Genomic DNA, 20,498 nt, shown 5'->3' with positions numbered 1-20,498 from the left:
TTTACTTTGTTCTTTGCTGTTCAGAACGTATCGCATATAATGCTTTGCTGACAGTTTGGGCATTTTTTTCTGTAATTTCAGGCTTGCGGGGAATCGGAGGATATAAATCAGCCGGATCGCTCCAGCTCGACGGAAGGGCCACGGGGCATTGTTTTTGCCATTTAACAATCCATTCCGGCGGGATCTCGTGACCCGGGTCAATTCCCTTCATTTCAAGCCATATTCTGGCCCAGGCGCGGGGCACGACACGCCAAATATCATATCCGCCGCCTCCGACTGCAATCCATTTCCCTCCGCAATATTGATGAGCCAAAGTGTGTGCAAGACGGGGGATTTCTTCGTATATATTGATTGTTGCTGATAAATGCGTCAGCGGGTCGTAGTAATGGGCATCGGCGCCGTTTTGGCTGATAATGACATCGGGCTCGAAATACGCGGCGACTTCTGAAGCTGCTGTCCGGTAAGCCTCAAGAAAAGAATCATCCTCTGTAAAAGCGTCAAGCGGAATATTAAAGGAATAGCCATATCCTTTTCCGCTTCCTTTTTCTTGGATCTGACCGGTTCCAGGGAATAAATACCTTCCTGTTTCATGAATGGACAGCGTGCATACGTCAGGATTATCGTAAAATGTAAATTGCACACCGTCCCCGTGGTGGGCGTCCGTATCAATATAAAGCACTCTGGCGCTATATTTTTTCTGGATATATTGAATAGCCACAGCGCTGTCGTTGTATATGCAGAATCCTGATGCTCTCCCGCGAAAGCCGTGATGAAGCCCTCCGCCAAGGTTTGCCGCATGCAGGGCTTGTCCTGACATGACCCAGTCTGCGGCCGTTAAAGTGCCGCCGACCAAGAGTGATGCCGCTTCGTGCATGCCGGCAAAGACGGGTGTGTCTTCAGTGCCGAGCCCGTAGCTTTCTCCTTCTTCAGCGGGGAGCTTTCCGGCGCCCGCAAGCTTTACGGCCTGAATGTAATCGTCCGTGTGGACAAGGGAAAGCTCCTCTTCTGAAGCGAGTCTGGGGGTGACAATGTCTCCATCATCAAAGGCATTGATCGTCTTAAGCAAATCATATGTTAACAGAACCCGCTGCTGATTAAAGGGATGCTCCTGATGAAACATATAGGTTTGGTAGGATGGAGAATAGATAAATACACTGTCTCTCATAGCAGATCCCTTTGCTCTGACGGCCATACGACGTGGTGTCCATTTCTTTGTAATGCCTGCAAAAACGGCAGCGGATTCATCGTTTTTACACGGAAGACAAGCACTTTTACACCGGGATCGTCATGCGGATAAACAAGCACGCTTAATATTTTCACTTGAAGGTCTTGGCAAAGACTGCTGATCTCAGCGAGGCTTTTGGTGATGTCGTTTACTTTTATCTCAATTTGCGAGCCCGGCTGGTCAGCGCCTGTCAATTTGACAAACGTCCGCAGCAAATCGGTTTTTGTTAAAATGCCTATTAATTTTTGATGGTGTACCACTGGTAGGCAGCCGATGCCATGCTCGTAGAACACGGCTGATATTTCTTCGACAAAATCTAACGGGTGGGCGCAGACAACATCCTTTTTCATAATTGAATCTACGCTTCGTGTGAGAAATAGGCTTCGTTTGTTTTCTTCAAAAATACTCGGGCTGGCCTGTTTCATGTCCCTGTCTGTAATCATGCCGATCACGTGTCGTTCTTCATCTACAACAGGCAGATGCCTGATATGGAATTCCTTCAGTTTGCATATTGCTGTTTCAAGCGTATCCGTCTTCGTTAATGTAATGACATCTCTTTTCATGATTTGCTCAACAATCATTATTTTTTCCCCTTTGTCAGTGTCAGTTAATACATATAACGATGATAAAAACGGAGCCTGTCAAATTGCTCAATTGATTCTTGGCTGACGTTTTTTCCAATGCGGGCCATCAGACAGTTTGCAGGGTGGGAGCTGATCTCCGGCTCATCCGTTGCAAACCAGACCAATCCGCCTGCATTCATCATCTTTTCCATGATCTTTCTGTATTCCCACACATCTTTTTTCATCCCTTTTAAATCCCAATGCCAGTAATATTCTGTCGTCATCACAATGTAGTTTTCCATTTGTTCATCCATCATGCTGACGGTCAGGAGCGTCTTTCCGACAGCGCATCCCCGATAGTCCGGCGCTACTTCGATGGCTCCGAGCTCAATCAAATCCTCCATATTTCCTTCAGACCATCTTTCGAGCGGGTCAGGATATAAATACGTGACATAGCCGACAATGGTTCGGCCGTCTCTGGCAATAATAATGCGCCCTTCGGGAAGGCCTGCAATGTCGACTAGCGCTTCATGCTGCTCGCGAGGCGGGCGAAATGCGGTTAAATCTTTATGAAACTCATAACCTGCCAAATCCTCTGGAGAGACAGGCCCTTCTATCAGTAAAGAGCCGGTTGCTGTTTTGATGTTTGCTGAATGGTATGTTTTATGATGTTCCACTAATTCACCGTCCCATCAATTCTTATCAAAAATACATGCCTTCTTTAAGAATACCAAATTATAAAGCGTTTTCAACATGGTTTATATTTTAAAAATTGAGAAGAATATGAATATATACTATAATAATTGTGACAACTTCAGCAAAGGGGGATGTTTGGGCATGAACTTGAAAGCGTTACCAGCAATAGAGGGGGATCATAACTTAAAAAACTATGAAGAAACGTACCGGCATTTTGATTGGGCCGAGGCAGAGAAACATTTCTCTTGGCATGAGACAGGGAAACTGAATGCGGCGTATGAAGCGATTGACCGCCATGCCGAATCGTTTCGAAAAAACAAAGTAGCGCTTTATTATAAAGACGCAAAAAGGGATGAAAAATACACATTTAAAGAAATGAAGGAAGAATCAAACAGAGCCGGGAATGTGCTGAGACGGTATGGAAATGTGGAAAAAGGGGACCGCGTTTTTATTTTTATGCCGAGATCACCCGAGCTTTATTTTATTATGCTTGGCGCAATCAAAATTGGCGCCATCGCCGGGCCGCTGTTCGAAGCATTTATGGAGGGAGCGGTGAAAGACCGGCTTGAAAACAGTGAGGCAAAGGTTGTTGTCACAACGCCTGAGCTGCTGGAGAGAATACCGGTAGACAAACTGCCTCACTTGCAGCATGTCTTCGTAGTCGGGGGAGAGGCTGAGAGCGGCACGAATATCATCAATTATGATGAAGCAGCGAAACAGGAAAGCACAAGATTGGATATCGAATGGATGGATAAAAAAGACGGCTTTCTGCTTCACTATACATCAGGTTCCACTGGTACGCCAAAGGGCGTGTTGCATGTCCATGAAGCGATGATTCAGCAATATCAAACAGGAAAGTGGGTCCTTGATTTAAAGGAAGAAGACATTTATTGGTGCACGGCTGATCCAGGCTGGGTGACAGGTACGGTATACGGCATTTTTGCACCGTGGCTGAACGGAGCGACAAATGTCATCGTCGGCGGACGTTTCAGCCCGGAAAGCTGGTATGGAACGATTGAACAGCTTGGCGTCAATGTCTGGTACAGCGCGCCGACAGCTTTTCGGATGCTGATGGGAGCGGGAGATGAAATGGCTGCGAAATATGATCTAACTTCACTCCGGCATGTGCTCAGTGTCGGTGAGCCGCTAAATCCGGAAGTCATCAGATGGGGACATAAAGTTTTTAACAAACGAATCCATGATACCTGGTGGATGACCGAAACGGGCAGTCAGCTCATCTGCAACTATCCTTGCATGGATATTAAACCGGGTTCAATGGGTAAGCCGATTCCAGGAGTGGAGGCAGCGATCGTTGACAATCAAGGCAACGAGCTACCGCCGTACCGAATGGGCAATCTCGCCATCAAAAAGGGCTGGCCTTCCATGATGCATACCATTTGGAATAACCCTGAAAAGTATGAATCGTATTTCATGCCGGGCGGCTGGTATGTGTCTGGGGATTCTGCTTACATGGATGAAGAGGGATACTTTTGGTTCCAAGGCAGAGTTGATGACGTCATCATGACCTCCGGTGAGCGCGTCGGCCCATTTGAAGTGGAAAGCAAGCTTGTCGAACATCCGGCTATTGCAGAAGCAGGCGTTATCGGAAAGCCTGACCCGGTGCGTGGAGAAATCATTAAAGCCTTTATTGCACTCAGGGAAGGATTTGAGCCGTCTGATAAACTGAAAGAAGAGATCCGCCTATTTGTAAAGCAGGGTCTTGCAGCCCATGCGGCTCCGCGTGAGATCGAATTTAAAGATAAGCTTCCGAAAACCAGAAGCGGAAAGATCATGAGGCGCGTGCTGAAGGCATGGGAGCTTAATCTGCCGGCTGGAGATCTGTCAACAATGGAGGATTAAAAGGCGGCGTTGACACAGGATTTTATTTATGTTAAAAATGATATAGCTTCATATGAAAAGGTAAAGATTGAGACAAGTAGAATATCCTTACGTTCCAGAGAGCTGATGGCCGGTGAAAATCAGCACAGACGGATATATCGAATACACTCATGAACCGCTTTTGCAAACAAAGCCGGCCAGGCTTTCAGTAGTGAAAGAACGGACCTGATCCGTTATCAGGCAAAGTGATAAGACGAATGTTTGCATTCTCTTATTAGTAGGGTGGTACCGCGATAATCAATCGTCCCTTCGTGTAAACGAAGGGGCGTTTTTTATTTTAATTAAAAAAGGAGCTTTATCTTATGACTAACTTACTTGAAGACTTATCCTTCCGCGGATTGATTCAGCAAATGACAGATGAAGAAGGGTTAAATAAACAGCTGAATGAAGAAAAAATCCGCTTGTACTCAGGCTTTGACCCTACAGCAGACAGCTTGCATATCGGACACCTGCTGCCTATTTTAACACTTCGCCGTTTTCAGCTTGCAGGGCATCATCCGATTGCGCTTGTGGGCGGCGCGACGGGCCTCATCGGTGATCCAAGCGGAAAAAAAGCAGAGCGTACATTAAACACTGCTGACATCGTATCCGAATGGTCCCAAAAAATCAAAAACCAGCTGTCCAGATTTCTAGATTTTGAAGCAGCAGAAAACCCAGCTGTCATCGCGAACAACTTTGACTGGATCGGCAAAATGAATGTGATCGATTTCCTTCGTGACGTTGGTAAAAATTTCGGCATCAATTACATGCTGGCAAAAGATACGGTCAGCTCAAGAATTGAATCCGGCATCTCGTACACGGAATTCAGCTACATGATTCTTCAATCTTATGATTTCTTAAATCTTTACAGAGACAAAAACTGTAAACTGCAAATCGGCGGAAGCGATCAGTGGGGCAACATCACAGCGGGTCTTGAACTGATCAGAAAATCAGAAGAAGAAGGAGCAAAAGCGTTTGGCCTAACGATTCCGCTTGTCACAAAAGCAGACGGCACGAAGTTCGGAAAAACGGAAGGCGGCGCGATCTGGCTTGATAAAGAAAAAACATCGCCATATGAATTCTATCAATTCTGGATCAACACAGACGACCGTGACGTTGTCAAATACTTGAAATACTTCACGTTCCTTTCAAAAGAGGAAATTGAAGCATACGCTGAAAAAACAGAAACGGCGCCAGAAAAACGTGAAGCGCAAAAACGCCTGGCAGAAGAAGTGACATCACTTGTTCACGGACGCGAGGCGCTGGAGCAAGCCATCAACATCTCCCAAGCGCTGTTCAGCGGCAATATTAAAGAGCTTTCTGCTCAAGACGTAAAAGTAGGCTTTAAAGATGTTCCTTCTATGGAAGTTGACAGCACCCAAGAGCTTTCACTTGTAGATGTGTTGGTGCAATCTAAATTATCTCCTTCTAAACGCCAAGCGCGTGAAGACATCCAAAACGGAGCTGTTTACATTAACGGTGAACGCCAGACGGAAATAAATTATACCCTATCAGGTGAAGACCGCATCGAAAACCAATTTACTGTTCTGCGCCGCGGGAAGAAAAAATACTTCCTTGTGACGTATAAATAAGAAAAAGATCCTTTGCCACTGAAGGCAAAGGATCTTTTTGTTTACCGCATAGGAATGAAAGGAAAAGAGTATATTAGATAGGGCAAACACGACCAATCACCACCTTTTAAATGAAAGGAGCGCTAAAGCGTGAATCTCATGTGTACGATTGCAAAAGAACGGCTGCAGCGGGATCATTGGGAGCAGCAGGCGCAAGATAGTGTTGGCCAGCAAGAGGCGAAAGCCGATAAAAAAACCCCGACCGCATAGCGGCAGGGGTTTTTAAAACGATTAACGAGAGTAGAACTCAACGATAAGCGCTTCGTTAATTTCCGGAGCAAGTTCAGAACGCTCAGGAAGACGAGTGAAAGTACCTTCAAGCTTTTCAGCGTCGAAAGTAAGGTATTCAGGAACGAAGTTGTTCACTTCAACAGATTCTTTGATGATAGAAAGGTTTCTTGATTTTTCGCGAACACCGATTGTTTGACCAGGTTTCACTAGGTAAGACGGGATGTCAACGCGGCTTCCGTCTACAAGAATGTGACCGTGGTTAACCAATTGGCGAGCTTGACGGCGAGTACGTGCTAAACCTAGCTTGTACACAACGTTATCAAGACGAGAATCTAAAAGAATCATGAAGTTTTCACCGTGTTTACCAGCTAGTTTGCCAGCTTTGTCAAACAAAGTGCGGAATTGACGTTCGTTTACACCGTACATGTGACGAAGCTTTTGCTTTTCTTGCAATTGCAAACCGTATTCTGATAATTTTTTACGTTGTCCTGGGCCGTGTGGACCTGGAGCGTAAGGGCGTTTTTCTAATTCTTTTCCTGTACCGCTAAGAGAGATTCCTAGACGGCGGGACAGTTTCCAAGATGGACCTGTATAGCGAGCCATAATGTGACTCCTCCTTTGGTTTTATTTTTGTGGAAAATAAAAACCGTCTGCTCTATTCGACCATGCACATTTTGTTTTCATGTATCCTCGCTCCAGCAGCAGAGAGTTACACGATACACCTTATTGATAAGGAACAAAATGAAAACATAGAAGCTGAACAAAAAGGCTGCAATATTTCACACAAAGGTCATTATATAATTTATTTGTTTTGAAGTCAACCATTCCTCCATTATTGCTTCACCGTTTATGATATAATAAACAAAAATTAGTGGTAAACTTTTAGGTGATAAAAACATGGTAGAACAAACTAAAGATCAATTATCCGCCTTTCATTATCATATGCTCGATTTTTTATTAACCAAATCTGAAAAAGTCACATTCACCGACTCTTTCATATGGCTGACTTCGGCTATTCAAACCTATTTTTCAACCCTTTGTGTTTCGCTTACACCGTCACCATCAGACTTTGTGACAAAACTGGCAGATGGTGAAGCGCGTTTTTCCGCTTCAAAAATAAACGCTTCATGTTATCTGATTGAGGACGGCTCCGGCAGGCGTTTCCATCTTGCGTGCAGGCAGGATGAAGAGATTCCTGAAGGGCTTCCGGACGTGGTTGCTTCATTTTTAAACCAGTCGATGAAACAGGAAAGACTCTATAACAAAACGATCTACCAAAAAAAGATATACAAAATGACAGAGCTGTTCCATTCACTGCTTGATCAGACAGATGTGCTGAAGCAGCTTTTAGAAAGCTTGACAAGCACATTTTCTCTTTTTGAGTTTTCTTTATTTATATCGCACGATCAAGACCAATGTTTAGGGATTCCTGCAAAAGAGCTGTATATGGAAGGGGAAAAATCCGATTCCTTTGCGCTCAAAGTGTATTTGTCCGGAGACATTTTGCGGAAAAATGAATCTGTCGCCTATATTCCGATCAAAGGACAGCAGGGCACATACGGGGTGTTGAAGGCTGAAGGAACGGGTGACAGCTTTCTTACTGATGCCTGCCTTGATGAAATGTCGCTGTTAGCAAACGCCGCGGGAAAAGCGTTTGAAAATGCCCAGCTCTACGAACAATCCAAAGCAAGCATCGCAAATTTGGAATTGATTAATGAAACATCACGACGCCTGAATCAGCGGCTGACATTGACTGATACAATGAATGATCTGGCTGTGAGAATGGCAGAATCGTTTCAGGCAGAAGAAGTGGGATTTTTTCATATAGACCATTTTGAAAACCTAACATTGCTCCCAGGCAGCACAGCATTTTTTAAAGAAGCGAAGCCGTCAGATTTTTATAATGAGCTGAAAGAAAAGCTGTATGAAGGTGAAAAAGGGGTTTTCATCGGGAATGGCCAGTCTGTTTTTGGGAAGGCGGGGTACGGCTCGCTGATGGCTGCTCCGATGATTCAAAACGACCGGCTTTTAGGCTTTGCGGTTTTATTGAAACAGGAGCTGTACGCTTTTACATTTGAAATGTACAAGCTGTTTCAGGCGCTGATTCATCACGCGACACTGGCTGTAACCAATTCAATGCTTCGCGACCGCCTTGAGCATCTCGTGAAAACAGATCAGCTGACTGAACTGTATTCACGAGCGTATTTAGATGAAAAAATTCAATACAGCATGAAAATCCATCAAAAGGGTGTTTTTATTCTTGTTGATATTGATAATTTTAAAAATGTAAATGATACGTACGGCCATCAGACTGGGGACGAGATTTTAATTCAAGTCGCTTCAGTGATTAAAAGCAACATCCGAAAGCATGATGTCGGTGCCCGCTGGGGAGGAGAGGAGCTGGCGATTTATTTGCCAAATGTGCCGGTTGCAGTGGGGAAACGGATTACCGAGCGACTGGTTTACGCGGTCAGAAAAAATACGAAACCCGAGGTAACCATTTCCTGCGGTATCTCCTGCTGGACGACAGAAACAAAAAAGTCGCTGAAAGAGCTTGTGCATGAGGCAGATGAAGCGCTCTACAGCGCGAAACGGAGCGGGAAAAACCGCTTGATGATTCATGACTCAATAAAATAAAAAAAGCCCAAAACGATATCAGTTTTGGGCTTTTATATTACTGCGCTAACGCTTTTTCTAGCGTTTCGGCAAATTGAGTTAAGTATTTTTCATCAATTTCGTCGAAACGGTTTTTCACTGGGCTGTCGATGTCCAAGACGCCGACAATTTTTCCGTCTACACGAATCGGAAGCACAATTTCTGATTGAGACGCTGCATCGCAGGCGATATGTCCCGGAAACGCGTTTACATCCTCAATACGTTCCACTTTTCCGTTTGCGTACGCTGTGCCGCAAACCCCTCTGCCGAAAGGAATCCGAACACATGCCGGCAGGCCTTGGAACGGACCTAACACAAGCTGTCCATCCTCTTCTTTGGCAAAATAGAAACCCGCCCAGTTGACTTCAGGCAGCGAATGATACAGCAGTGCTGAGGCATTTGCATAGTTAGCTATTTGGTCTGTTTCGTCTTCGGTCATGGCTTCGAGCTGTTTTAGCAGAAGCTGATAGTCTTTTTCTTTATCTCCAGATTGTTTTTCGACATGGAACATGGAAAACCCTCACTTTTTCTATAATATAAAACAAAGTTCCGGCTTTTCTGCCGGCATTTGTCGATAAGTTCTTACAGGAACAGCGGCTTTCTGCTTGAATAGTATCAAGAGGAAGGAGTGAGCCGTATGAAAGTAAGCACCAAAGACAAAATTATTGAATCTGCTGTCATGCTTTTTAACCAAAAAGGATTTTCTGGCACGTCTGTCCGTGAAATCGCAAAGTCAGCTGATGTAAATGTTGCGCACATCTCCTACTATTTTAAAGGCAAAGGAGGCTTGATGGAACACTTAGTTTCAGAGTTTTACGAAGGCTACAGCAAAACGCTTGAAACAGCGGCAAGCAATATCTCTACTCAAAGCACGCAGGAACAGCTTCTTCAATTGGTTTTCGATATTTTATCCTATCAGCATAATCATCGTCAATTAACTCGTTTTGTCTACCGGGAAGTCACAATTGACTCCACATTAATCAGGGAAATTATGTCGACATATCTAATGAAGGAAAAGTATATCTTCCAGCTGATCATTGAGGAAGGAGAAAAACAGCGTGAATATTTAACGCTGCCGCTGCCTCATTTTATTCTCCAATTAAAATCTCTCTTGATGATGCCCTATCTCCAGCCTCAATATATTTCAGAAGTACTCTACATGCAGCCGCACGAGCCGTATTTTTATAAAATGTATTTTGAAGAAATCAAGATTTGGATCAGAAGCGTCTTCCGGACAGGAGACGTGGCGCTCACCAACTAGCACCGTTCCAAAAACGCCTCATACGCATATCCGACATCTCCCGCTTGATGGGCATCAGACCCAAACACAAGCGGGATCTTCTTTTGCTTCGCTTCATTCAGCATCCAATCCTCGATATAAATACCGCCAGCGTAAGTTTTTCTTAAGCCGGAAGTATTGAAGTCGAGCTCCATTCCGTTTTCTTCAATGGCATTCAGGCACAGAGAAACGAGGCCGCGAATATGCTCTGACATGCTGTATGGAAACAGCTTGATGAATTTTTGGACGAGTGTGATGTGACCGACTCTTTTTGGCTTATAAACGCCGAGAGATGCTACAATGGAAGAATAGATACTCCGGTAATATTGTTCATATACCGCTTCAATGCTTCCGCAGGCTGAAATCAGCTCTTTGAAGGTATGCTCGTCATAATCAAGGCATAGATAGGAAGAGTCTGTGCGCAAAAAATGAACGGATAAGATGCTGTCATCTAAATATGGCCCGTATGTGTCTAGGAATAATGTAATTTCGTCTTCAAATTCAGCGATATAATCGACTTCAAGCCCTGTCCGTATGCTAAGCTGTCCGCGATATTCTTTTTTTAATCCGGAAATTTCATGAATATAGCGTTCCAAAGAAGCTTGCGCCATCGCGCTGTCTTTCAGCGGCGTGGGATCGGTAAAAGATGGCGGCAATGGGGCGTGTTCGGTAAAAGTAATCGATTCGAACCCTTTTTTTAAGGCTTCTTCTGCATATTGTCTGAGTGTGTCATTGGAGCCGTGAGGGCAAAATGGTGTGTGAATATGTCCGTCTCGCTTTTGCATTGATGTCACCCCATGAAAAAATAGTCAAATCCTGCCGATTTTGCACAAAAAGTTTTTGATTTCTGGTCAAAAAATGTTTGTTACATGGTATCATAATAACAATGAAAACGACAGTTTTTCTCAATACATATCCTGAAATCTTTCTGAATAAATAAAACACCCTGACAGATTAAGGTAAACAGCAAGGGGGCTCATTATGGAGTTTGTCATTGGATTATTAATTGTACTGCTTGCGCTGTTTGCGGCAGGCTACTTTTTCAGGAAAAAAATCTACGCCGAAATCGACCGGCTGGAATCGTGGAAGATTGAAATTCTGAATCGGTCGATCGTGGAAGAAATGTCTAAAATAAAACATTTAAAAATGACGGGTCAGACAGAAGAGTTCTTTGAGAAGTGGCGTGAAGAATGGGATGAGATTGTCACAGCCCACATGCCGAAAGTTGAAGAGCTCCTTTATGATGCCGAGGAAAATGCAGACAAATACCGGTTTAAAAAGGCCAATCAAGTGCTCGTTCATATCGACGACCTGCTGACAGCGGCTGAATCAAGCATTGAAAAGATTCTTCGGGAAATCAGCGATCTTGTCACAAGTGAGGAAAAGAGCCGTGAAGAGATTGAACAGGTGAGGGAGCGCTATTCGAAATCTCGAAAAAACCTGCTGGCTTACAGCCACCTTTACGGGGAGCTTTATGACAGCCTTGAAAAGGATCTGGACGAAATTTGGAGCGGCATCAAACAATTTGAAGAAGAAACAGAAGGCGGAAACTATATTACTGCACGAAAAGTACTGCTTGAGCAGGACCGCAATCTTGAACGGCTTCAGTCATACATAGATGATGTGCCGAAGCTGTTAGCTGACTGTAAACAGACGGTGCCCGGACAGATTGCAAAGCTCAAGGATGGCTATGGCGAAATGAAAGAAAAAGGGTACAAGCTTGAGCATATCCAGCTTGATAAGGAATTAGAAAATCTGTCAAACCAGCTGAAACGAGCGGAACATGTCCTGATGACTGAACTGGATATTGATGAAGCGTCCGCAATCCTGCAGCTCATTGACGAAAATATTCAATCTGTTTATCAGCAGCTGGAGGGCGAAGTTGAAGCCGGTCAATCCGTACTAAGCAAAATGCCTGAATTGATTATTGCTTACGACAAGCTTAAAGAAGAGAAAGAGCATACGAAAGCGGAAACTGAGCTGGTGAAGGAAAGCTACAGGCTGACAGCCGGTGAGCTCGGCAAACAGCAGGCTTTTGAAAAGCGCCTTGATGAAATTGGAAAGCTGCTATCATCCGTTAAAGATAAGCTTGATGCAGAGCATGTCGCCTACTCACTTTTAGTAGAAGAAGTTGCTTCAATAGAGAAGCAAATTGAAGAAGTGAAAAAAGAGCATGCCGAGTATCGTGAAAATCTGCAAGCGCTGAGAAAAGAAGAGCTTCAGGCGAGGGAGACGCTCAGCAATTTGAAAAAAACAATTTCTGAGACAGCAAGACTGCTGAAGACTAGCAACATTCCAGGCATTCCGAGCCATATTCAAGAGATGCTGGAGAACGCGCATCATCATATTCAAGAAACGGTCAATCAACTAAACGAACTTCCATTAAATATGGAAGAAGCCGGAGCCCATTTGAAACAAGCAGAAGATATCGTCAACAGGGCAAGCCGGGAATCAGAGGAACTTGTCGAGCAGGTCATCCTCATTGAAAAAATCATTCAGTTCGGAAACCGGTTCAGAAGCCAGAATCATATTTTATCTGAACAGCTGAAAGAAGCGGAAAGACGTTTTTATGCTTTTGATTATGACGACTCTTATGAAATTGCCGCTGCCGCTGTAGAAAAGGCTGCGCCAGGTGCAGTTGAAAAAATCAAAGCTGACATATCCGCTTAGATAATCACGACCATGAAAAAGAGCCCGCAGTGTAATGAGCAGGCTCTTTTTTTATTACAAAACGCCTGCGCAATAACGCAGGCGTTCTGTGACATTAACTTATTTCATTAAGCTGTTTGGATGGTCCGATGAATAAGGTCAGCACATAGCCGATAACCGCTCCGACGATTCCTGGAAGCACCCAGCCGATGCCGAGGCTGTAAAGAGGAAGATTCGCATTTAGAAACACATCTAAAGATCCAAGTGAAAAACCGGCTGCTTTGATACCGTCTAAAATACTGAAAAGTCCTGTACCGATCAAGCATGCGATGTACACTTCGCGTCTTTCTTTAAAGATCTTATCGATGAAGGAAAGAACGATAATGACAATGGCAAGCGGATAGATAGCTGATAAAATAGGAACAGAAAACGCGATAATTTGCGCGAGTCCGAAATTCGCAATGATCAAGCTGAATAACGTGACAATCGTAACGACAATTTTATATGATAATGCCGGAATAAGTTTTGAAAAATATTGGCCGCAAGATGTGACAAGGCCGATGCTTGTTGTTAAACATGCGACTGTAATCGCTGCTCCGAGTACGATGTTGCCCAATGAACCGAATAAATAATGGGAAGACGCAGATAAAATTTTAGCTCCTTCACCAACAGGACCAATGGCATTTGTGCTTGTTGCACCTAAATAAGCAAGGGATACATAAATGAAAGTCAGGCCTAAAGCGGCAATCACACCTGCTTTAATGCAGGCTGCAGCAAGAGCTTTAGACTGTGTAACGCCTTTGCTTTTTACAGCATTTACAACGACAACGCCAAATACAATTGAAGCAAGTGCGTCCATTGTTTTATAGCCTTCTAAAAATCCTTTAAAAACCGGTGTTCCTTTATATGCTTCTGTCACGGCGCCCAATCCGCCCATCGGCGTGAAGATGGCTTTGAGAACAATGATTAAAATAATTGTGAATTTGATGGGAGTCAGAATTTTTCCGACTCGATCCACAACCTTAGATGGGTTTAACGCTAAATAGTACGTAACGCCGAAAAAGATAAGTGTAAATATTAATAAAGAAAGTCTTTCTGGTACACCAGTCAAAAACGGAACAGCGCCAATTTCATATGAAACAGTTCCTGTTCTCGGGATGGCGAATAATGGTCCGATTGATAAATAAAGCACGACAGTAAAGATTGTGCCGAAAACAGGGTGCGCTTTGTCAGCAAGGCCTTTAGCGTCCTTACCGGTTAATGCGATGGCGATAATGCCGAGAAGCGGCAGGCCTACCCCTGTCAGTAAAAATCCGCCGATGGCCTTCCAGACGTTGTGTCCGGCTGCTTGTCCAAGTTCCGGCGGATAAATCATATTTCCTGCTCCAAAGAATAACGCAAATAGCATGAAACCAATAATAATGGTATCTTTGACAGGCAGTGAGTGTTTCATGAAAAAAATCCTCCTAATAATTATGTTAAAATATTCTGTCAATTAATTGTCAGATAATATGACGAAACGAACAAATCTTATTATATGGTAAAAAAATTAGAAGTCAATACTAGTTTTTCGTAATTTTCTATTAAATTTTGTTATGGTAACATAAATATCATACCTTGTACCGCTTTCATAAAGGAGTAAAAAAGATGATATATTTAGATAATAGTTCAACGACGAAGCCTTACGATGAAGTCTTGAACGTATATGAACAGACGAGCAGCCGATACTTTGGCAATCCTTCATCTTTGCACCGATATGGAGCCGAAACGGAACAGCTGCTTCAAGCAGCCAAAAATCAAATCAAAAGGTCCTTAGGCCTAAAAAAATATGATATTGTATTTACGTCAGGCGCCACAGAAGCCAATAATGCGGCTTTAAAAGGAGCGGCTTTGTCAAAGATAAAAACAGGCAAACATATCATTGCCACTTCTATTGAACATCCATCCGTTACGGAATCGTTAGAACAGCTGAAAGAGTTGTTCGGGTTTGATATCACTTATCTTTCTGTGAATGAAGACGGATTTGTTTCTATTGAAGATCTAAAAGCAGCCATCCGTCCCGATACCGTGCTTGTCAGCATGATGCATGTGAACAATGAAGTCGGTTCCGTGCAGCCGATTGAAGCGGCAGGAGAAGTGCTGAAAGAGCATTCGAACATTTTGTTTCACGTCGATTATGTGCAGGGCATCTATAAAGTGCCCTTGGCAATTGAAAAGGCCGGCATTGATCTATGTTCAATTTCGGGGCATAAATTTCACGGCCTAAAGGGGACAGGCGCACTTATTGTAAAAGAAGGAACACGCCTTATTCCGCTCATAACGGGAGGCTCTCAGCAAAAAGGCATACGGGCCGGAACAGAACATACTGCTGGTGCGGTTTCGCTTGCCAAGGCCATTAATCTGGCCTCTGCTGATTTTGACACACGGCTTGACACGATGACTGCCGTAAAGGAATTGTTTATGAATAGGCTGAGTGAAATTGAGGGCGTCGTTATCAACACGCCTCAAATGAATAGCGCGCCGCACATTATTAATTTCTCTGTACCGGGGATTAAAGCGGAAGTGCTTTTACACATGCTTGAGGAACAGGATATATTCGTCTCCACAACATCGGCTTGCTCGGCAAAAGAACATAAGCCCAGCAAGGTTCTCTTAGAGATGGGCAAAGGAGAGCAGATTGCCGGAAGCAGCATCAGAATCAGTTTAAATTACAGCCAGACAAGCGATGTGGCAGAACCGTTTATGAACGCGCTTCGTCCTGGCATCAAAAAATTAAGGGAAATGATGAGGTAGAACATGAATTACGATCATATATTAATTCGTTTTGGGGAAATTTCGACCAAAGGCAAAAACAGAAAAAGCTTTATTGAGCGCTTAAAACAAAACATCAGACTCGTTTTGAAAGACTATCCGAATTTAAAATACTTTTCCAACAGGGATCGTATGACGATTACATTAAATGGAGAGGATCCTGAGGCTCTTTTTCCTCATTTAAAGCAAGTGTTTGGGATTCAAAGCTTCAGCCTGGCAATTAAGTGTGACAGCCGCCTTGATGATATTAAGGCAACCGCACTAAAGGCTATCAAAGATCAGTATAAACCAGGTGATACGTTTAAAGTCGCGACAAAGAGAGCGTATAAGCAATTTGAATTAGATACAAACCAGATGAACGCTGAAATCGGCGGCCATATTTTGCGAAATACAGAAGGATTGACGGTCGATGTTCGCAACCCAGACATCCCGCTCAGAATCGAAATCAGGGAAGAAGCAACATTTTTGACAATTCGTGATGAAAAAGGTGCAGGCGGGCTGCCAGTTGGTTCAGCAGGAAAAGCGATGCTGATGCTTTCTGGCGGTTTTGACAGCCCTGTGGCCGGTTTTTATGCGATGAAACGGGGATTGTCGGTAGAAGCTGTTCATTTCTTCAGCCCGCCATACACAAGCGAGCGCGCAAAGCAAAAGGTAATGGATCTGGCGAAATGTCTGTCCCGTTTTGGGGGAAGCATGACACTTCATATTGTTCCATTTACAAAAACGCAAGAGCTCATCCAAAAACAAATTCCTGAAAATTACACAATGACGGCAACCCGCCGCCTCATGCTTCAGATAGCCGACAGAATCAGAGAAAAGAGAAACGGGCTTGCCATTATTACGGGAGAAAGCCTCGGTCAGGTAGCGAGCCAAACGCTTGAAAGCATGTATGCAATTAATGCGGTGACGTCAACACCGATTTTGCGTCCGCTAATCGCCATGGACAAAACAGAAATCATCGAAAAATCACGGGAAATTGGCACATATGAGACAAGTATTCAGCCGTTTGAAGACTGCTGCACGATCTTTACACCGCCAAGCCCGAAAACACGCCCTAAAAAAGAGAAAATTGAACACTTTGAAAGCTTTGTTGATTTCGAGCCGTATATTCAAGAAGCGGTAGATAACATTGAGACAATGACCCTTTATAGCGAACAAGAAGCTAACGATAAATTCGCTGAACTCTTTTAAATCAATTTTCAGCTCCTGTATACAATTACCAAAGTTTTTCTGAATGAAGCCATGTGTTTTGACACATTCTATACTCACAAGGAGGTGAGACACATGGCTAACAATAACTCAGGTAACAGCAACAACCTTTTAGTACCAGGAGCTGCTCAAGCGATCGACCAAATGAAATTAGAAATCGCTTCTGAATTCGGTGTAAACCTTGGAGCAGACACAACTTCTCGCGCTAACGGTTCTGTTGGAGGAGAGATCACAAAACGTCTTGTATCTTTTGCTCAACAAAACATGGGCGGAGGACAATTCTAATTTACAATTTCACATAATGGCTTAGGAGTGGGGGTATCCCCACTCTTTTTCATTTTTTACATATAAAAAAGGACCAGCGGCCTATAAAATCTATGTTTACAGAGGTTGCTTTTAGGCATATCCTTACGGAAAGAGCCTGTATTTATGTATAATGGGTGGAGAAAGTGAGGAGTTGTTCGTGTTAAAACGTGAAGATTTAATTGCCCCTGTGCAATATAATTTAGTGAATGAAATGGAAAAGTTCAGTGCTGCTGGACAAAAAACCGCTCTTCTTTGGGAGGACGAGTCGGGCAAGCAAGAATCTTGGTCGTATGAAAAGCTGATGGAAGAAACAAATAAAATCGGAGCGGCCTTAGCTGATCTTGGATTTAAAAAGGGAGACAAGCTGATTGTAATGGTTCCGCGGGTGCTTGAAGCCTATGCTGTTTATTTGGCTATCCTGAAATCAGGAATGGTTGTCATTCCGTGCTCCGAAATGCTTCGCGCGAAAGATCTTGAATACCGGATTGAACATGCAGAGGTAAAAGGCGCTATCGTCTACTCCGAATTTATTGGCGCTTTCCGGGATGTCAGTACGGCTGACAAACTGATTACACTGTCTATTGGTGAAAATGATGCCGGCTGGAAAAACCTCTTATCAATTGAAGCGGACGGAAGCCAATTTAAAACAGCTGACACAACAAGAGATGATATGGCTTTCTTATCTTATACATCCGGGACAACAGGTCAGCCGAAAGGTGTTGTACATACACATGGATGGGCATTTGCTCATTTAAAAACTTCTGCCGGCGCTTGGCTTGACATTTCTGAAAAGGATATCGTCTGGGCAACTGCTGCCCCTGGCTGGCAAAAGTGGGTATGGAGTCCGTTTTTAGCGGTGCTTGGCAGCGGAGCAACCGGTTTTGTGTACCACGGCAGATTCAAAGCAGAAAAATATCTAGAGCTTTTAAATCGCTACAAAATCAATGTTTTCTGCTGCACTCCGACAGAATACCGCTTAATGGCGAAGGTTGAAGGCTTGAAACGCTTTGATCTTTCTGCCCTGCACAGCGCTGTTTCCGCAGGTGAGCCGCTCAACCGTGAAGTCATTGATGTTTTCCAAAAGCACTTTGGCATTAAGGTACGGGACGGATATGGCCAAACAGAAAGCACGCTTTTGGTTGGTGTTTTGAAAGATACGCCTATTAAACCGGGAAGCATGGGAAAACCGACACCGGGAAATCAGGTGGAGATCATAAATGAAGACGGTGAAATCTGCAAACCTGGTGAGGTTGGCGATATCGCTGTTCACCTCAGTACGCCTGCGCTCTTTAAAGAGTATTTTAAAGATCCGGAAAGAATGAAAACACAAATTCGCGGCGATTATTTCCTAACGGGAGACAGAGCAAGAAAAGATGAGGAAGGTTACTTCTGGTTTGAAAGCCGAAATGACGATATTATTATCAGCTCCGGCTATACGATCGGGCCTTTCGAGGTGGAAGACGCGCTTGTTAAGCACCCAGAAGTAAAAGAATGTGCTGTTGTCGCAAGCCCTGATGAAATCAGAGGCTCCATCGTAAAGGCATATGTTGTCCTGCAAAATCATGAAAAACGCAGTGATGAGCTTGTCAAAATGCTGCAAAACCATGTGAAGACGATTACCGCTCCATACAAATATCCTAGAGAAATTGAATTTGTGGAAAGCCTGCCGAAAACGGCTTCTGCAAAAATCAGACGAGTGGAATTAAGAAAACGTGAAGAACAGCTCAAAGCCAATAAAAAGGCGTAAAGAAAGAGAGTGAACGTGAATGAAGGCGATATGGCACGGCGGTTTCATTTATACGATGCTCGAAGAAGGCGATCGGACTGAGGCAGTTTATGTTGAGGATGGTGTTATAAAAGGCACCGGCAGCTATGAACGTTTGAAGGAAAAGTACGGGTCGCCGGAAACAGAAGAAATCAGCCTGAACGGAGCAGTGATGTTCCCCGGTTTTGTTGACAGCCATCTACATTTGATCGGCCACGGTGAGAAACAGCTTCAGCTCGATCTGTCCGCACTGACGTCGAAAGATTCAATTTTACAGGCTGCGAAGGAAAGAGAGCGGCAGCTTCCTAAAAACGATTGGCTCATTGGAGAAGGCTGGAATGAAAATCAGTTTGAGACACCTGACTACTTGACTAAGCATGATCTTGATCGCCTGTTTCCTGACAGGCCCGTCTTGCTCAAGCGTATATGCCGGCATGCAATAGCTGTCAATTCTGCGGCTCTTCAAGCAGCGGGAATTTCAAGAAATACTCCTGATCCTGACGGCGGAGTCATCGTAAAAGATGCAAATGGCGAGCCGACCGGACTCCTGTTTGATAAGGCGCAGGATTTGATTCTGAAGGCTGTCCCGCCAGTCTCCCAGCACTATGTTGATGAGGCATTAACGGCTGCAATAAAGGATTGCTGGACAAAAGGCCTGACGGGCGGTCATTCGGAAGACTTGTCCTATTATGGTGATGTTTCGGTGCCGATGAAAGCTTATGAGAAAGCTGCCGCTGGCGGAAAGTATCCGTTTCGCTGCCATTTGCTCGTTCATCATGAAGCTGTCGATCGATGGGAGCAGCTGGAGAAGCTGTCCGGCCCGTATGTGGAGTTCGGTGCTATGAAAATCTTTGCGGACGGGGCGCTTGGCGGGAGAACGGCTTTATTGAAAGAACCATATCAGGATGATCCATCAACAAATGGTGTTCAGGTTCACGATGACGAAACCCTTGGCCGGCTCATTCGCAAAGCGAGAGAAAAAGGGATGGAGGTTGCTGTTCATGCAATCGGCGATCTTGCTTTTGAAAAAGTGCTGAACGCAATAGAAAAGCATCCGCCCAAAAACGGCCGGCATGATCGGCTTATTCATGCTCAAGTGCTTGATAACGAATTAATCGAGAGAGCAGCACGCATGCCGATCGCACTTGACCTTCAGCCGCACTTCGTTGCAAGCGACTTTCCGTGGGTCATTGACCGTCTCGGAAAAGACCGGATGAAGACTGCATTTGCCTGGAAAACCCTCATATCTAAAGGCATTTTATGCGCGGGCGGTTCAGACGCCCCGATTGAGCCTGTTGACCCGCTTCTAGGGATCCAGTCCGCGGTCCTCCGGAAAAGCAGTCATGAGCAAAACGGGCCAAGCTATAATGAAAGTGAATGTTTACCTGTATATGAAGCGATAAAGCTTTATACAGAAGGTAGCGCCGGTATCATTTATAAAGAGAAGTCACGCGGAAAAATTGCGGAAGGCTATGACGCGGATTTTACAGTTCTCAGTGGTGATCCGTTTGCCATTGACCCCGCACAGCTTCATCTTTTAGAGATTAAAAAAACCGTGATTAACGGCCAGATTGTATATGAGAAATCATAAAAGGACAGG

General features: G+C 44.3%; 17 protein-coding genes and 2 other RNA genes. 11 read left to right on the top strand and 8 right to left on the bottom strand.

All coding sequences use genetic code 11. The annotated features are described in order from the left end of the window. Nucleotide 1: 1 nt before the first annotated feature. From acuC to acuA, 3 genes are read right to left on the bottom strand one after another with little or no spacing between them, the layout of a single operon-like run. The gene (gene acuC / locus BSU_29710) at nt 2–1,165 is read right to left on the bottom strand and encodes a protein deacetylase (regulates AcsA activity) (RefSeq protein NP_390849.1); all 1,164 of its coding nucleotides are present in this window, start codon (nt 1,163–1,165) and stop codon (nt 2–4) included. Continuing rightward, nucleotides 1,162–1,806 carry a component of the acetyl-coenzyme A synthetase regulation pathway gene (gene acuB / locus BSU_29700; protein NP_390848.1) on the bottom strand — a complete coding sequence of 215 codons (645 nt, stop codon included), beginning with the start codon at nt 1,804–1,806 and terminating at the stop codon, nt 1,162–1,164. The genes acuC and acuB overlap by 4 nt, the downstream gene beginning before the upstream one ends. 26 nt (nt 1,807–1,832) lie before the next feature. Then, nucleotides 1,833–2,465 (bottom strand): protein acetyltransferase (acetylates AcsA), encoded by a 633-nt coding sequence (gene acuA, locus BSU_29690; protein NP_390847.1) that lies wholly within the window; start codon nt 2,463–2,465, stop codon nt 1,833–1,835. Nucleotides 2,466–2,625: 160 nt separating this feature from the next. On the opposite strand from acuA, the gene acsA reads away from it, so the two are divergent. The 3 genes from acsA (at nt 2,626) to tyrS (ending at nt 5,954) form a co-directional block, all read left to right on the top strand. Continuing rightward, complete coding sequence (gene acsA, locus BSU_29680) at nt 2,626–4,344, top strand: acetyl-CoA synthetase (RefSeq protein NP_390846.1); 1,719 nt, start codon at nt 2,626–2,628, stop codon at nt 4,342–4,344. A gap of 44 nt (nt 4,345–4,388) precedes the next feature. Next, nucleotides 4,389–4,662: T-Box riboswitch specific of tyrosine tRNA ligase (tboY, locus tag BSU_misc_RNA_83), an RNA gene on the top strand. A gap of 23 nt (nt 4,663–4,685) precedes the next feature. After that, nucleotides 4,686–5,954, top strand: a complete 1,269-nt coding sequence (gene tyrS / locus BSU_29670) for a tyrosyl-tRNA synthetase (protein ID NP_390845.1) — start codon at nt 4,686–4,688, stop codon at nt 5,952–5,954. A 270-nt stretch (nt 5,955–6,224) separates the two neighbouring features. Here tyrS and rpsD read toward each other — a convergent pair whose 3' ends face one another. After that, entirely contained in the window at nt 6,225–6,827 is a 603-nt protein-coding gene (rpsD, locus tag BSU_29660; RefSeq protein NP_390844.1) for a ribosomal protein S4 (BS4), read from the bottom strand. Nucleotides 6,828–6,835: 8 nt separating this feature from the next. Next, nucleotides 6,836–6,968, bottom strand: an RNA gene (ldsD, locus tag BSU_misc_RNA_93) — ribosomal protein S4 leader mRNA sequence. A gap of 153 nt (nt 6,969–7,121) precedes the next feature. Here ldsD and dgcP point away from each other — a divergent pair. Then, entirely contained in the window at nt 7,122–8,861 is a 1,740-nt protein-coding gene (gene dgcP, locus BSU_29650; protein NP_390843.1) for a diguanylate cyclase, read from the top strand. A 37-nt stretch (nt 8,862–8,898) separates the two neighbouring features. Here the strand turns inward: dgcP and msrC are convergent, their stop codons facing one another. Continuing rightward, the gene (msrC, locus tag BSU_29640; protein NP_390842.2) at nt 8,899–9,390 is read right to left on the bottom strand and encodes a free methionine-(R)-sulfoxide reductase; all 492 of its coding nucleotides are present in this window, start codon (nt 9,388–9,390) and stop codon (nt 8,899–8,901) included. Nucleotides 9,391–9,516: 126 nt separating this feature from the next. Between msrC and refZ the strand changes: the two genes are divergently transcribed. Next, a complete protein-coding gene (gene refZ / locus BSU_29630) occupies nt 9,517–10,140 on the top strand; it encodes a regulator of FtsZ defining the chromosome region captured in the forespore (RefSeq protein ID NP_390841.1) in 624 nt (207 codons plus the stop codon). Here the strand turns inward: refZ and hisK are convergent. After that, entirely contained in the window at nt 10,137–10,943 is an 807-nt protein-coding gene (hisK, locus tag BSU_29620) for a histidinol phosphate phosphatase (protein NP_390840.1), read from the bottom strand. The genes refZ and hisK overlap by 4 nt on opposite strands. A 196-nt stretch (nt 10,944–11,139) precedes the next feature. Here hisK and ezrA point away from each other — a divergent pair, with 196 nt between their 5' ends. Next, on the top strand, nt 11,140–12,828 hold the full coding sequence (gene ezrA, locus BSU_29610; protein ID NP_390839.1) for a negative regulator of FtsZ ring formation: 1,689 nt from the start codon (nt 11,140–11,142) through the stop codon (nt 12,826–12,828). Nucleotides 12,829–12,922: 94 nt separating this feature from the next. On the opposite strand, the gene braB is transcribed toward ezrA, so the two are convergent. Next, nucleotides 12,923–14,260 carry a branched-chain amino acid-Na+ symporter gene (gene braB / locus BSU_29600; protein ID NP_390838.1) on the bottom strand — a complete coding sequence of 446 codons (1,338 nt, stop codon included), beginning with the start codon at nt 14,258–14,260 and terminating at the stop codon, nt 12,923–12,925. Between the two features lie 194 nt (nt 14,261–14,454). Here braB and iscSB point away from each other — a divergent pair, with 194 nt between their 5' ends. The 5 genes from iscSB to ytcJ all read left to right on the top strand — a co-directional run bounded on the left by iscSB (nt 14,455) and on the right by ytcJ (nt 20,489). Beyond that, nucleotides 14,455–15,600: a cysteine desulfurase gene (gene iscSB, locus BSU_29590; RefSeq protein NP_390837.1), complete on the top strand. Its 1,146-nt coding sequence runs from the start codon at nt 14,455–14,457 to the stop codon at nt 15,598–15,600. 3 nt (nt 15,601–15,603) lie between these two features. Beyond that, nucleotides 15,604–16,809 carry a persulfide ATP pyrophosphatase involved in tRNA modification gene (trmG, locus tag BSU_29580; RefSeq protein NP_390836.2) on the top strand — a complete coding sequence of 402 codons (1,206 nt, stop codon included), beginning with the start codon at nt 15,604–15,606 and terminating at the stop codon, nt 16,807–16,809. Nucleotides 16,810–16,902: 93 nt separating this feature from the next. Next, nucleotides 16,903–17,112: a small acid-soluble spore protein (alpha-type SASP) gene (gene sspA / locus BSU_29570; protein ID NP_390835.1), complete on the top strand. Its 210-nt coding sequence runs from the start codon at nt 16,903–16,905 to the stop codon at nt 17,110–17,112. A 178-nt stretch (nt 17,113–17,290) separates the two neighbouring features. Then, a complete protein-coding gene (gene ytcI / locus BSU_29560; protein NP_390834.2) occupies nt 17,291–18,880 on the top strand; it encodes a putative acyl-coenzyme A synthetase in 1,590 nt (529 codons plus the stop codon). Nucleotides 18,881–18,899: 19 nt separating this feature from the next. Further along, a complete protein-coding gene (gene ytcJ / locus BSU_29550; protein NP_390833.1) occupies nt 18,900–20,489 on the top strand; it encodes a putative N-substituted formamide deformylase, dihydropyrimidinase or isoaspartyl peptidase in 1,590 nt (529 codons plus the stop codon). The last annotated feature ends 9 nt before the right edge of the window (nt 20,490–20,498 follow it).

This window comes from Bacillus subtilis subsp. subtilis str. 168 (assembly GCF_000009045.1).
GTDB classification, from domain to species: Bacteria; Bacillota; Bacilli; order Bacillales; family Bacillaceae; genus Bacillus; species Bacillus subtilis.
The sequence above is the reverse complement of the archived record's forward strand: the minus strand, read 5'-3'. Positions and strand labels throughout refer to the sequence as shown.